The sequence below is a fragment of the Candidatus Poriferisodalis sp. genome, from assembly GCF_965204195.1.
GTDB lineage: Bacteria > Actinomycetota > Acidimicrobiia > Acidimicrobiales > Poriferisodalaceae > Poriferisodalis.
Window position 1 is genome coordinate 417,906 of sequence record NZ_OZ241975.1, and the last position, 13,066, is coordinate 430,971.

The following is a 13,066-nucleotide window of genomic DNA, read 5'->3' on the forward strand; positions in this document are numbered from 1 at the left end:
ATGCAGGTGAGTTCGGTGTTCCCGAAAAGGGTGGCTGCACTCGCGCCCGACGGAGCGAGCACCGTCATGCAGGGAAGTTCTGCATTCCCGAGATGGGTGGCTGCACTCGCGCCGGACGGCGGCCAGCGATGAAGATCCGCTGGCGCCGTGCCCGGCGCGAGGGCGCCCGGTTCCGCTACTCCGCGTGGGACGGCACCCAGACCGGCTTCGACTTCGACGCGGACAGCCTCTTCGCCGAGATGACCGACGACCTGCTGTATCACGGCGATCTCAATGCCGCCCTGCGCCGGCTCATGCAGCAGGGCTTCACCGACTCCGAGGGCAACCGGCTCGAAGGCCTGCGCGAGATGATCGAGCGGCTGCGCGACCGGCGAAAAGAGATGCTCGAGCAGTTCGACCTCGGCGGCGTCTACGACGACATCGCCCGCGAACTCGACGAGATCACCGACACCGAGCGTGAGGCGCTGGAGGAATTCGCACAGGACGCAGCCGACAGCGGCGACGAGCGCCGCGAAGAGATCGCCCAGTCCAGCGCCGCCGAGCGCAACCTGCAGCTCGACATGCTGCCCCCCGACCTGGCCGGGAAGATGCGCGGCCTGCAGGGCTACGACTTCGAGTCGCCCGAGGCCCGCGAGCAGTTCAACGAGCTCGTCGAGCGGCTGCGCCAGGAAGTCGCCCAGAGCTACTTCGACCAGATGACCGGGGCGATGGGCAACATGAGCCCTGAAGATCTGGCCCGCACCAAGGACATGATGGCCGAGCTCAACCAGATGCTCGAGCAGCGTGCCCGCGGCGAGGAGCCTGACTTCGAGGGCTTCATGGATCGCTACGGCGATTTCTTCCCCGAGAATCCCCAGTCGCTCGATGAGCTGCTCGAGATCATGGCCAAGCGCATGGCGGCCATGGCATCGATGCTCAACTCGATGACGCCCGCTCAGCGCCAGCAGCTCGCCGACCTGGCAGCGCAGCTCATGGACGACATGGATCTGCAGTGGCAGGCCCAGCAGCTCGCCCAGAATCTCCAGCAGGCGTTTCCCGACATGGGCTGGGACCGGGGCTACCAGTTCGGCGGCGACGACCCGTTGTCGATGTCGCAGGCAGCCGATGTGCTCGCCCAGCTCGGTGACCTCGATGCGCTGTCGGAGATGCTCCAGGGTGCGGTCAGCCCCTCGGCGCTGGCCGAAGTGGATCCCGAGCGGGTGCGCGAGCTGCTCGGCGACCAGTCGGCCGAGGCTCTCGAACGGCTCAGCGAGATGGCGCGCATGCTCGAGGAATCAGGCCTCGCGCAGCACACCGAAGGACGCCTGGAGCTGACGCCGCGTGCGCTGCGGCGCATCGGGCAGAACGCGCTCGGCGACCTGTTCAACCGCCTGATGGACGACAAGGTCGGCAGCCACCAGGTGCGCAAGTCGGGCGTCGGCCACGAGTTCGCGTACGAGACCAAGCCGTACGAATTCGGCGACACGTTCAACCTGAACATCGAGCGCACCGTGCGCAACGCGGTGGCCCGCCAGGGCACCGGCACGCCGGTGAGCCTGACGCCGGACGACTTCGAGATCGAGCGCTCCGAGCTGCTGTCGCGGGCTTCCACGGTGCTGATGCTGGACCTGTCGCTGTCGATGCCGATGCGCGACAACTTCCTGCCCGCCAAGAAGGTCACGATGGCGCTGCACTCGCTGATCTCCACGCAGTTCCCGCGCGACTACCTGGGCATCGTGGGCTTCGCCGAGTCAGCCTCCGAACTGACCGCGGCGCAGTTGCCAGAGGTGTCGTGGGACTTCGCCTACGGCACCAACATGCAGCACGGCTTCATGATCGCCCGTCGCCTGCTGGCCCGCCAGACCGGCTCGAAGCAGATCATCATGATCACCGACGGCGAGCCGACTGCCCACCTGGCCCGTGACGGGCGGCCGTACTTCGCCTACCCGCCGGTGCGCGAGACCATCGAGGCCACGCTGCTCGAGGTGGCCCGGGCCACCCGCGAGGACATCCGCATCAACGTGTTCATGCTCGATCCGAACAGCTACCTGCGGGCGTTCGTGGAGAAGATGACCGAGATGAACGGGGGACGGGCCTTCTTCACCAGCCCCCACAACCTGGGCGACTACGTGCTCGTCGACTTCCTCGAGCACCGCCGCAAGCTCATCACCAGCGGCCGCCTGTAGCTGGTGCGTTCCCGGTGGCTCAGTCGGGGGGGTGCAGACCGTCGAGGACCATGTCGGCGAACTGGCGGGCGAGGTCTTCGAGGCGCAGTTCGCCGCCGGGTCGGTACCAGCTGGCCAGCGAATTCAGTCCGGAGATCATGATGCGGGCGAGGACCTTGGCGTTGGCGCCGGCTCGCAGCGAACCATCGGCCTGACCCTCGGTGAGCAGGCCCACCCAGAGATTGGCGAACTCGCGCAGTGGCACCGCCAGGCTCTCGCGGGTCTGCGGGGGCGATTCGTTGAAACAGCGGATGTTGGCGACCGTGAAGTTGCTTTCGGCGACGATGCAGTTGACGTAGGCGACGATGGCCTCGGCCAAGCGGTCGGAACCTCGGGCCTCGGGACCCAGCGCTTCCAGTGCGGCGTCGATCGCGGAGCGGGCGTGGTCGATGCCGACGCTCAGCACCTCTTCGACGATCGCGTCTTTCGAATCAAAGTGGTAGTAGAGGCTGCCGGCCTGCATCTCCGCTGCAGCGGCGATGTCCGTCAGGGTGGTGGCGGCGTAGCCGCGGCAGGAGAGCAGGCGCGCGGCGGCATCGAGAATCCGCATACGGCTGCGCTCGCCCTTGCGGATCCGGCGGCCATTGCCGTTCCCGATGTCGTCGCTGCTGGCGTCGTCATTGCCGTTGCCGGGCGAATCGCCGGCTTCTGCGGGAACGGGCTCTAGATCGGCTGCATCGGTGCTGCTCATGCCGCAGAAAAACCTAGTCCTGAACAGGCGTTCATGCAGTGGTCGGCGGCCGAAAGGTGCGTGCGGGGCTCTCGGGACCCTCCGCAGGACGCTCACCTACACTCCGCAGTGAACCCCGGATCGTGCCGGGGAGCGAGACAGCGGGAGCCAGAGTGAAGTTCAGCTTGTTCATGTACTGCACGATCGGCCGCCGGCATGAACTCGAAGCCGGCCTCGCAGGACTGAATAACGATTACTACCAACGGATGCTCGGCGAGATTGCCGAGATCGCGCGTTTCGCCGACAACAACGGCTGGTACGGCTTCGGCCATCCCGAGCACCACCTGCAGATCGAGGGCTTCGAGATCTCCAACGACTTGAACCTGATGGCGAGCTGGATCGCCCAGCACACCAGCCGGCTGCGGCCGATCGCGTGCGGCTACGTCTCGACCACACACAACCCGCTGCGTGTGGCCGAGCAGGTGGCGACGCTCGACCACATGACCGGCGGGCGGCTGTGCTTCGGCGTGGTGCGCGGCTACCAGCACCGCTGGGTGGACCAGTTCAAGATCCGCCCCGACCTCGCAGCGGTGGGCAAGTGGAACCGCGGCACCGACGAAGACGCCCACAACCGCCGCTTCTTCGAAGAGTTCGTCGATGTGGTGCTCACCGCCTTGAAGAACAACACGTTCTCTTACGAGGGCGAGTTCTGGCGCTTCCCCAACGACAACCTCAACCCCCACACCCACACCGTCTATTCCGACTACGGCGCCGGGGTCGACCCCGACATGACGATCCACGAGGTGGGCATCGCCCCACGCCCGCTGCAGTCGCCGCACCCGCCGCTGTATGGCGGGTTCACCATGTCGATGGACTCGGCGGTTTTCTGGGCGCGCTACGGCGGCACGCCGATCGTGCTCAGCGACAAGATGGATTTCTGCGAGGCGCTGTGGAAGGCGTACCGCGACGAGGCCGCGCAGCACGGCATCGAGAAACCCCGCGGTCACGAGTGCGGCTGGGGCGGCGTAGCGGTGTGCGCGCCCACCGACGAGGAAGCCTGGGCACAGTTCGCCGACATGGAGTGGTTCTGGAACCAGTGGGCCATCCAGTTCGGCCAGGGCATGCCGCTGCAGCTCGTCGGCAGCCCCGACACGATCAGCCGCCAGATCTCCGAGGCGCAGACGGTGCTCGGCGTCGAGGAAGCCTTCTTCCTGGTGCCCCAGGGCATCCACTCCGCCGACCAGATCAACACGTCGCTCGAGCTCATCAGCGACAAGGTGATGCCCCGCTTTGCGTGAGCCCCCGGCTGGTCCCATGCACCTGTCGACGCAACCCCGACGATTAGCACAGTCACCCTGATGCTGGGTATCGCTGAGCGCACGGTGACGGCCGCCGACGGCACTGCCGTTGTGGTGGTGACGCCGCGCGGCGAGCTCGATCTGGCATCCATCGCGTCGCTGGACACTGCGCTGCGCTCGGCGCTGGCGACAGCCAGCACCCAGCCGCAGCTGGTGATCGACCTGTCCGATGTGGACGTCCTGCAGCCGGTCACCCTCGGCGTGTTGCTCGATGCGCGCCGACGCTGCCGGGCCGCGGGCGGCGGTGTGGTGCTGGTGGTGCGTGCGTCGGAGGTGGCCGCGACGTTGGCCCAAACCGGGGTCGATTCGCTCTTCGACACAGCCGCCGGGCTAGAAGCAGCCATTGCGGCGGTGACTGTTCGCTGAACCTCGCCACAACAAGGCGGGCGACAACCGACGCCGCAAGGCACCTCTTGTAGCGGCACCTATCCTGTGCGGCCATATGGCGGGTCCGGAGTACCTGTTCCAGCGCGAGACATTCGCAGGCGGCGACAGGTGGCTGGCCCGGTTCGTGGCCCAGCCGATCCTCAGGTTCGTCCATCGCGAGGTCGCCAGCGGCGTGCTGTTGCTGGTGGCCGCGACCACGGCGCTCATCTGGGCCAATTCGCCGTGGAGCCAGAGCTACTTCGACTTCTGGCACACCGAGATCGACCTGACCGTAGGCGGCTACCACGTCCACCCGCTGAGCTTGGAAGCGTTCGTCAACGACGGGCTCATGGCGATGTTCTTCTTCGTGGTGGGACTCGAGATCAAGCGCGAGCTGGTGACGGGGTACCTCTCGACCGTTCGTGCCGCGACGCTGCCGGCGATTGCCGCTATCGGCGGCATGGTCGTGCCCGCGCTGTTCTACGTGGTGTTCAACCCGACAGGGGAAGCCGCCTCGGGCTGGGGCATTCCGATGGCCACCGACATAGCTTTCGCAGTGGGCGTGGTGGCGCTGCTGGGGTCTCGGGTGCCCCCGATCCTCAAGCTGTTCCTGCTGACGCTGGCCATCGTGGACGACATCGGGGCCATCGCGGTGATCGCGATCTTCTACGCCGGCGATCTGGACCTCAGATGGCTGGCGGTGGCCGTCGTGCTGACCGTGTTGGTGCGGATGCTCGCGTTGATGAAGGTGTGGGCGCTCGAGGTGTATTGGGTGATCGGCCTTGTGATCTGGTACGCCACCCTGGAATCGGGCGTGCACGCCACCATCGCCGGTGTGGTGCTCGGCCTGCTGACTCCCGCCAAGCCGCTGCTGGACCGCACCAAGGCCCAGGACATGGTGGATCATCTCCCCGACGATCCCAGCGTCGAGCAGGTCCACCAGGCGTCATTCCTGGTGCAGGAATCGGTGCCGGTGACCGAGCGGCTCGAGTCGCTGCTGCACCCGTTCACGGCGTTCTTGATCGTGCCGATCTTCGCGCTCGCCAACGCCGGGGTGCCGCTCTCGGTCGACACGGTGACCGAAGCAGCCGGCTCGCCTGTCACCTGGGGTGTCATCTTGGGACTGGTGGTCGGCAAGCCGCTCGGCATCGCGCTGTTCACCTGGGTGGCGACCCTGTTCGGCTTCAGCCTGCCCGAAGGGATGAACTGGCCGCAGTTCGTGGGCATGGGCTTCGCCGCCGGCATCGGCTTCACCGTGTCGATATTCATCACCGGGCTGGCTTTCGACGACGGCGGCATCACCGATCTGGCCAAGATCGGCATCCTGGTCGCCTCCGGCGCTGCGGGCGGGGCCGCGCTGGCGCTGCTGTGGTTCTCCGGCAAGCGCGGCGCTCACACCGAAGTGCCGCCCGAGGAGCACCACTCCCACGACGGGACTTCTGCATCCTGACCTTCGGTCCGGCATACTCCCCCGAGCCATCCCGACGTGACCCGGTCCTGACTCGACCTGATCCTGATCTGACCCGACTTGACCTGATTTCGATGTGCCCCTGGAGGCCCATGTGACTGCTGTTCCGTATCTCGCCCTGATCGCTTCCGTACTAGCGCTGCTGCTGGCGTACTACTTCGCCAAGGTGGTGCTGCGGGCCGACCAGGGCACCGAGCTGATGCGCGAGATCGGCGCAGCCATCCGCGAGGGGGCCATGGCGTTCCTGCGCCGGGAGTACCGGTGGGTGTCGGTCTTCGTGGCGGCCATGTTCGTGCTGCTGCTGATCGTGCCCATCGCCGACGATTTCACACCTCGGCTGGCGGCGAGCTTCGCCTACCTGATGGGCGCGGTGCTGTCGTCGGTGGCGGGCTTCATCGGCATGCGCATCGCCACCGCGGCCAACACCCGCACGGCCAACGCTGCCCGCCAGGGCGCTGCCAAGGCGCTGCCGCTGGCGTTCAAGGGCGGGGCCGTGATGGGCTTCAGCGTGGCCGGCCTGGCGCTGCTGGGCATCTCGATCAACTACCTGCTGTGGGTGAAGTGGCTGGGCGTCGACCAGGCCTTCCAGGTGGTGGCTGCGTTCGGGCTGGGTGCCAGCTCGATCGCGCTGTTCGCCCGTATCGGCGGCGGCATCTACACCAAGGCAGCCGACGTCGGCGGCGACCTGGTGGGCAAGGTGGAGGCCGGCATCCCCGAGGACGATCCCCGCAACCCGGCCACCATTGCAGACGCGGTCGGCGACAACGTGGGCGACGTGGCCGGCATGGGCGCCGACCTGTTCGAGTCCTACGCCGGGTCGATCGTGGCGCCGGTGGTGCTGGCCTCGCTGCTGGTGCCGGTGTTCCTCGAAGGCGACAGCCTGGCCGGCAGCTTCGGCGACGCCGAAGGGCTGCTGATGTACCCGATACTGATCGGGGCGCTCGGGATGATCGCCTCGATCATCGGCGCGCTGTTCGTGCGCGGCCGCGAGGGCCGCAGCCTGTCGGGGCAGCTGCACACCGGTCAGTACGTGGCCATGGCGCTCACGGTCGTCTTTGCCATCGTCGGCACGCTGGTGCTGTTCAGCGGCAGCCCGACGATCGGCAGCTACGAGCTCAGCGCTCCCATCTTCTTGGCGTTCACGATCATCGTGGGACTGCTCGGCGGCTGGGCCATCGGCTTCACGTCTGAGTACTTCACCTCTGAGCACTTCCGGCCGGTGAAGGGCATCGCCCAGCAGTCCGAGACAGGCCCCGCCACGGTCACCATCGAGGGCATCGCGCAGGGCAAGCTCTCGACGCTGCCTGCCGTCGCACTGGTGGTGACGATGATCGGCCTGTCGTACCTGTTCGGCGGGCTTGCATTCGGCGAGGCCGGCGACGTGATCGGGCTGTACGGCGTGTCGCTGGCAGCCATCGGCATGCTGGCGGTGACCGGCGTGATCGTGGCCGTGGACGCCTACGGGCCCATCGCCGACAACGCCGGCGGCATCGCCGAGATGGCCGAGCTGCCGCCCGAGGTGCGCGGCGTCACCGACAGCCTCGACTCGTTGGGCAACACCACCGCAGCGGTTGCCAAGGGCTTCGCGGTGGGCTCGGCTGCGGTGACGGCGCTGGCGCTGTTCAAGTCGTTCAGCCTGACCGCCGGCGACCAGGTGTTCCGCGACATCAACGACACGGCGGTCACCATCGGCCTGTTCCTGGGCGCGATGACGCCGTTCATTTTTGCGGCGCTCACGATGAGCTCGGTGGGCCGGGCGGCCCAGGCGATGATCGTGGAGGTCCGCCGCCAGTTCGCCGAGATCCCCGGGCTGCGCGAGGGCGAGCCGGGCGTGAAGCCCGACAGCCGCCGCTGCGTCGACATCTCCACCCAGGCGGCCCTGCGCGAGATGCTGCTGCCGGGCGGCCTGGCGGTGGTGCTGCCGCTGGTGATCGGCTTCATCGACGTGAACGCGCTCGGCGGCTTCCTGGCCGGCGCGGTGGTGACCGGTTTCCTGATCGCGATCTACATGGCCAACTCGGGCGGCGCCTGGGACAACGCCAAGAAGTACATCGAGGCGGGCGCGCACGGCGGCAAGGGCACCGATGCCCATGCGGCGGCGGTGGTCGGCGACACCATCGGCGACCCGTTCAAGGACACCTCGGGCCCGGCGATGAACATCCTCATCAAGGTGATGACCATCGTCAGCCTGGTCTTCGTCCCCGCCTTCCTCTAGGCAACCGCGCGGGCAGCTGCGCCCGCTCAGAGATCAAGCGCCGAGGACGGCCATGCCGATGGAGCGGGCCGCTTCTGCCTGACGCCGGTCGAACGTCAGCACGGTCGCATTCGGGCTCGCCCGTCGGGCAGCCGCCAGGTGGATCGCGTCGAGCGAGCGGCACAGCGTCTCCTCAGCAATCCGGGCCGCGTCCTCGAGTACGTGTTCGTCGAGAGCCACGATGTCGAACGCGGTGAGATGAAGTTGAAAGTCGCGGCGCTTGTCTGCCAGCTCTGGTCCGGCCAGAAGGCGCACGAGGCTGCGGCGCACTTCGACTTCGGCAAGACGTGAGGTCACGAGCGTCGGTTCAGCGTCCATGAACCGCAGAGCGATGTCAGAGTCCGGTTCGGCCACGTAGCGCTTGACGAGAGCGCTCGACTCCACGTAGAGCATCAGTCACCGCGATCCTCGTCGAGTACCTCCATGATGGTGAGTCCTGAACTGGACGGGACTGGCTGTGGCGGATCGAAGTGCTTGAGGCCGCCGCGCCGCTTGGCGGGCGTGATCCAGCCTTCGGCGACGCCCTGCTCGATGCGTGCCAGGTCGTCGAGCGTCGAGGGGTCCAGCGGGGTGAGTTGTGCCACCGGCCGGCCCCGGTCGGTGACGATGAGGCGTTCGCCGCCGGCAGCCCGCCGCACGCACTCCGACAGCTTCGCCTTCAGCTCCCGGATGCCGATGTCATTGCTCATGTGACCACACTAGCAAGTGAAGTGGTCACAGCGTGGACAAATTGTGACTACATCAACTCAATTTGTGGTCACGAAGCATCGTCGCTGTCATCTGTGTCATCTGCTGCTGCGGCCTGAGCCTCGCGGTGGCGGCGCAGCGTGACAAGAGCCGCGAGGGCCAACCCGACCCCGGCCACGATCGCTCCGATTGCCGCGGGCCCCAGTCCGCCGCCGGGCGCCGTTTCTGCGTAGAGCGCCTCGGGAACCTCGTCCAGGTTCTCGAAGTCAATCTCCCACGTGTACTTCGATTGACTCACCGAGTGGGCGTTGTGCTCAACGGCATCGCCGGGCAGCGTCACCGAAATCGCCAGCGTGGGAAAGTCGAAGCCCATCGCCGTGACCATCTCGAGATCGTCGAGCGAGAGCTCATCGTCCTCGAGCGAGCCAAGGTCCATCTCGAAGCGCCAGCCGCCGTTGTCGAGGCGGCGGATGTCAGGGCCGTCGTCTTCAGCGAAGGAGGCCAGGATCACTTCGGATTGGCTTGCATCCCACGTGGCGGTCATTGTGGTGACACAACTCCCGTCCACGACGCCCACTTCAGCACTCGAATCGAGGCTGCTGAGGCCGAGACCGAACATGTCGTCGGCGTCCATATCGTCGAGCATCTCTTGGCAGAGGCTTTCGGCGGTCCCGCCTTCTCCGAGGGCAGCCAACTCCATCACTGCCTCGTCGATGCGCATCGTCATGGTCACCGATCCCGAGCCGTCGTCGTGGACGAGAAAGTCCAGCTCCATGTCGATACATGCGGCCGCCAGCAGGGCCAGCACGCCAACAGCAACCGCCTTCTGCATCATTGACCGCCAGTGTGAGGAACTGTTCGGACAGCGATGCGAACCAGTCATGACGACACCGTAGTGCTCCCGTATCTGCCGGCCGCCATCGTGGTTGCCGCTTGCAGGAACCACCCGCGGCCACATTTGCCGGTTCGAGTCGCTCCGATGCCGCTGGCAGCGGGACTAGGCGGCGGCGGGGGGGCGGAGGCGGTCCGCCACGCCTCTGGTGAGGCGGTCCAGGATCCCTGCCAGCAGCACGATCGCTATGCCGGCCTCGAAGCCCCGGCCGACGGCGTCGCTGCGGCGCAGCGCGTTCACCGTCTCGAGGCCGAGCCCGCCGCCGCCGACGAGCCCGGCGATCACCACCATGGCCAGCACCAGCATGATGACCTGGTTGACCGCCACCATCAGCTCGGGTGCGGCCAGCGGCAGCTCGACGCGCCGCAGGCGCTGCCAACGGGTTGCGCCGAAGCTCGTGGCCGCTTCGTGCACTTCGGCGGGAACCCGGCGCAGCCCCAGATCGGTGTAGTGCACCGCCGCCGGCAGCGCGTACACCACCGAGGCGATGATGCCCGGGATCCGCCCCACGTGGAACAGCGTGATGACCGGCACCAGCAGCACGAAGCTGGGAATGGTCTGCAGGAAGTCGAGCACCGGGTCGATCAGCTTCTGGAAGCGATCGCTGTGGGAGGCCTGGATTCCCAGCGGCACTGCGATGGCCAGCGTGACGGCCACGGCCACCAGCGTCTGGGCCAGCGTGTCCATCGACAGCTCCCACATGCCCAGCCACCCGATCAGCAACAGTGCGACGCCGATGCCAAGTCCCAGCGTGACGCCACGAGCCAGCAGGCCGCCCAGCACGCCGAGCCCGATCATGGCCGGCCAGGGAATGCCCGACGAGAGCAGCTCCCGCAGCGGCGTCACCATGTAGACGGTGATGAAGTCGCTGAGCGGTCCGGTGCCGATGCCCGAGTTGCCGATGTCGTAGAGGTTGTCGCGAGCCCACGCCGTGATGTCGTTGATGTACGGCGCGTAGTGCCATTGCAGCCATTCGGGAAACCTGTTGTGACCTGCGATGCCGCCCACCAGCGCCACCAGCGCCGTTGCTGCGGCGATCCAGCGGATCGCCACGGTGTCCGCGGGCCGCAGCGAGCCGCCTGTATGGGCGTTCGTGTCCTGGCCGCGCCCGCGCTCGCCCAGCGTGGCGATGCCCCGCGTGAAGCGATCCAGGATGATCGCCATGATGACGATGGCGATGCCGGCTTCAGAGGCTTCGCCGACATCAATGTCGCGCATGGCTCGCAGCACGTCCTGGCCGAGACCGCCCGAGCCGATGAATGCGGCGATCACCACCATGCTCATGGCGAGCATCGTGGTCTGGTTGGTGCCGGCCAGGATCGCCGGGCGAGCGGCGGGGATCCGCACCAGCCGCAGCGTCTGGCGGTCGGTGGCGCCGAACATCTCCGAGGCTTCCACCATCGGCCCGGGCACGTTGCGCAGGCCGACATCGGTGAGCCGCACCACCGGTGGCAGGGCGAAGATGACCGTCGCGATCAGCGCCGGCACGCGCCCGATGCCGAACAGCAGCACGAACGGGATGAGATAGACGAACCCGGGCATGGTCTGCATGGCGTCGAGCGTGGGGCGCAGCACGCCGGCGAACCGGTCGTTGCGCCATGCAGCGATGCCGAGCGGGATGCCGGCCAGCAGCGACAGGAACACCGCTACGCCCATCAGCGCGAGCGTGGCGAAGCCCTGCTGCCACAGGTCGGTCATGCCGATGAGCACGACGCCGCAGAAGCCGAGCGCGCCTGCCACCCGGCCGCGCACACGCCACAGCCCGAGGCCGCAGACGACCGGGTACACGTACCACGGGAACCACCGCAGGATCGCCTCGAGCTGGCGGATGCCGGCATCGGCCAGGTCGGTCAGCGGGTTCAGCAGCACCGTGTACAGCCAGTGGGACGTCTGGTTGTTGATGAGCCAGCGCCGTGTGCGGTCGATGGGGTCGGCCAGGCCGAGGTTCCATGACTCGGGAAAGGCGCCGACCGATGCGACGAAGCCGACGATCACGAGCGCGACCGCGGAGGCCGCCAGCCCCACGGCGAACGGCGACCGTCGCCGCGAGACGGGCGCGCCGACGCTGGCACCGGGCCCAGCGGCGACTGTCTGGCTCATCGCAGGTTCTGCTCCAGCACCGCTGCCACATCGTCCTGGTGGAGCAGGCCCAGGGGGTCGCCCTCGGCGTTGCAGACCACCACCGGGCGGTGCTCCGACAGCAGGAACGGCAGGGCCGATTCGAGCGTGGCGGTCTCAGTGGTGCGTGGCCAGCTCTCCTCGACAGCGACGTCACCGACCGGCCGCATCAGGGAGCACGCGGGGAGCACCTTGGCGATCGGCGCATCCTGCGTGAAGGCCCGCACATAGTCGTCGGCGGGCTGCGTCAAGATCTCGAGCGGCGTCCCGACCTGGGTGAAGGCCCCGTCGCGCATGATGGCGATCCGGTCGGCCAGGCGCAGTGCCTCGGCGAAGTCGTGGGTGATGAACACGATGGTGCGCTGCAGCTCGATCTGCAGCGTCACCAGCTCGTCCTGCATATCGCGCCGGATGAGCGGATCGAGCGCCGAGAACGGCTCGTCAAAGAACAGCACCTCAGGCTCGACAGCAAGGGCACGTGCCAGCCCGACTCGCTGCTGCATGCCGCCGCTCAGCTGCTGCGGGTAGTGGTTGCCCCAGCCGTCGAGCCCCACGGTGGTGAGCACCTCTCGCGCCCGCTCATGGCGCTCGTCACGCGCAACGCCCTGCACTTCCAGCCCGTAGGCCACGTTGTCGACCACGCGCCGGTGGGGGAACAGTCCGAAATGCTGGAAGACCATCGCCATCTTGCTGCGGCGCAGCTCGCGCAGTGCCGTATCGCTGGCGTCGGCGAGAACGGTTCCGCACACTTCCATGTGGCCGAATGTGGGCTCGATCAGGCGCGACACGCAGCGCACCAGCGTGGACTTGCCCGAACCCGACAGGCCCATCACCACGAACGTCTCGCCGGCATGCACGTCGAAGGTGACATCGCGAACTGCCACCAGGCAGCCCGTGTCGGCTTGGATCTGCTCCCGATCGGCGCCTTCGGCCGCCAGCTCACGGGCAGCATCGACTTTCTTGCCGAAGATCTTCCACAGGCCGCTGACCGTGACGATCGGCTCCATGGCTGCCCCCATTGCCCCCGCGTGCCGCGTTACCGTCTGCCT

General features: G+C 67.4%; 11 protein-coding genes. 5 read left to right on the forward strand and 6 right to left on the reverse strand.

Features of this window, described 5'->3' with window-relative positions; translation table 11 throughout:
• Nucleotides 1–128 precede the first annotated feature (128 nt).
• Nucleotides 129–2,165 carry a hypothetical protein gene (locus ACOGI8_RS01860; protein ID WP_419855203.1) on the forward strand — a complete coding sequence of 679 codons (2,037 nt, stop codon included), beginning with the start codon at nucleotides 129–131 and terminating at the stop codon, nucleotides 2,163–2,165.
• A 19-nt stretch (nucleotides 2,166–2,184) separates the two neighbouring features.
• On the opposite strand, the gene ACOGI8_RS01865 is transcribed toward ACOGI8_RS01860, so the two are convergent.
• Nucleotides 2,185–2,895, reverse strand: coding sequence for a TetR/AcrR family transcriptional regulator (locus ACOGI8_RS01865; protein ID WP_419855204.1), 711 nt, complete (start codon nucleotides 2,893–2,895; stop codon nucleotides 2,185–2,187).
• Between the two features lie 152 nt (nucleotides 2,896–3,047).
• On the opposite strand from ACOGI8_RS01865, the gene ACOGI8_RS01870 reads away from it, so the two are divergent.
• From ACOGI8_RS01870 to ACOGI8_RS01885, 4 genes are all read left to right on the forward strand, one after another.
• Nucleotides 3,048–4,172 (forward strand): LLM class flavin-dependent oxidoreductase, encoded by a 1,125-nt coding sequence (locus tag ACOGI8_RS01870; protein ID WP_419855205.1) that lies wholly within the window; start codon nucleotides 3,048–3,050, stop codon nucleotides 4,170–4,172.
• Nucleotides 4,173–4,232: 60 nt separating this feature from the next.
• Nucleotides 4,233–4,598, forward strand: a complete 366-nt coding sequence (locus tag ACOGI8_RS01875; protein WP_419855206.1) for an STAS domain-containing protein — start codon at nucleotides 4,233–4,235, stop codon at nucleotides 4,596–4,598.
• A 76-nt stretch (nucleotides 4,599–4,674) separates the two neighbouring features.
• Entirely contained in the window at nucleotides 4,675–6,048 is a 1,374-nt protein-coding gene (gene nhaA, locus ACOGI8_RS01880; RefSeq protein WP_419855207.1) for a Na+/H+ antiporter NhaA, read from the forward strand.
• Between the two features lie 112 nt (nucleotides 6,049–6,160).
• Nucleotides 6,161–8,281: a sodium-translocating pyrophosphatase gene (locus tag ACOGI8_RS01885; protein WP_419855208.1), complete on the forward strand. Its 2,121-nt coding sequence runs from the start codon at nucleotides 6,161–6,163 to the stop codon at nucleotides 8,279–8,281.
• Between the two features lie 33 nt (nucleotides 8,282–8,314).
• Here ACOGI8_RS01885 and ACOGI8_RS01890 read toward each other — a convergent pair whose 3' ends face one another.
• The 5 genes from ACOGI8_RS01890 to ACOGI8_RS01910 all read right to left on the reverse strand — a co-directional run bounded on the left by ACOGI8_RS01890 (nucleotide 8,315) and on the right by ACOGI8_RS01910 (nucleotide 13,024).
• Entirely contained in the window at nucleotides 8,315–8,713 is a 399-nt protein-coding gene (locus ACOGI8_RS01890) for a type II toxin-antitoxin system VapC family toxin (protein WP_419855209.1), read from the reverse strand.
• Nucleotides 8,713–9,009 carry a type II toxin-antitoxin system Phd/YefM family antitoxin gene (locus tag ACOGI8_RS01895; RefSeq protein ID WP_419855210.1) on the reverse strand — a complete coding sequence of 99 codons (297 nt, stop codon included), beginning with the start codon at nucleotides 9,007–9,009 and terminating at the stop codon, nucleotides 8,713–8,715. The genes ACOGI8_RS01890 and ACOGI8_RS01895 overlap by 1 nt, the downstream gene beginning before the upstream one ends.
• 68 nt (nucleotides 9,010–9,077) lie before the next feature.
• Nucleotides 9,078–9,842: a hypothetical protein gene (locus ACOGI8_RS01900; RefSeq protein WP_419855211.1), complete on the reverse strand. Its 765-nt coding sequence runs from the start codon at nucleotides 9,840–9,842 to the stop codon at nucleotides 9,078–9,080.
• 162 nt (nucleotides 9,843–10,004) lie between these two features.
• Nucleotides 10,005–11,999, reverse strand: coding sequence for an ABC transporter permease (locus tag ACOGI8_RS01905; protein WP_419855212.1), 1,995 nt, complete (start codon nucleotides 11,997–11,999; stop codon nucleotides 10,005–10,007).
• On the reverse strand, nucleotides 11,996–13,024 hold the full coding sequence (locus ACOGI8_RS01910) for a quaternary amine ABC transporter ATP-binding protein (RefSeq protein WP_419855213.1): 1,029 nt from the start codon (nucleotides 13,022–13,024) through the stop codon (nucleotides 11,996–11,998). The genes ACOGI8_RS01905 and ACOGI8_RS01910 overlap by 4 nt, the downstream gene beginning before the upstream one ends.
• Between the last annotated feature and the right edge of the window lie 42 nt (nucleotides 13,025–13,066).

Coding starts and splice junctions, on each gene's coding strand:
- ACOGI8_RS01905 (WP_419855212.1), bottom strand. CDS start 11,999: ATGAGCCAGACAGTCGCCGCTGGGCCCGGTGCCAGCGTCGGCGCGCCC.
- ACOGI8_RS01890 (WP_419855209.1), bottom strand. CDS start 8,713: ATGCTCTACGTGGAGTCGAGCGCTCTCGTCAAGCGCTACGTGGCCGAA.
- ACOGI8_RS01865 (WP_419855204.1), bottom strand. CDS start 2,895: ATGAGCAGCACCGATGCAGCCGATCTAGAGCCCGTTCCCGCAGAAGCC.
- ACOGI8_RS01875 (WP_419855206.1), top strand. CDS start 4,233: ATGCTGGGTATCGCTGAGCGCACGGTGACGGCCGCCGACGGCACTGCC.
- ACOGI8_RS01860 (WP_419855203.1), top strand. CDS start 129: ATGAAGATCCGCTGGCGCCGTGCCCGGCGCGAGGGCGCCCGGTTCCGC.
- ACOGI8_RS01895 (WP_419855210.1), bottom strand. CDS start 9,009: ATGAGCAATGACATCGGCATCCGGGAGCTGAAGGCGAAGCTGTCGGAG.
- ACOGI8_RS01900 (WP_419855211.1), bottom strand. CDS start 9,842: ATGATGCAGAAGGCGGTTGCTGTTGGCGTGCTGGCCCTGCTGGCGGCC.
- nhaA (WP_419855207.1), top strand. CDS start 4,675: ATGGCGGGTCCGGAGTACCTGTTCCAGCGCGAGACATTCGCAGGCGGC.
- ACOGI8_RS01910 (WP_419855213.1), bottom strand. CDS start 13,024: ATGGAGCCGATCGTCACGGTCAGCGGCCTGTGGAAGATCTTCGGCAAG.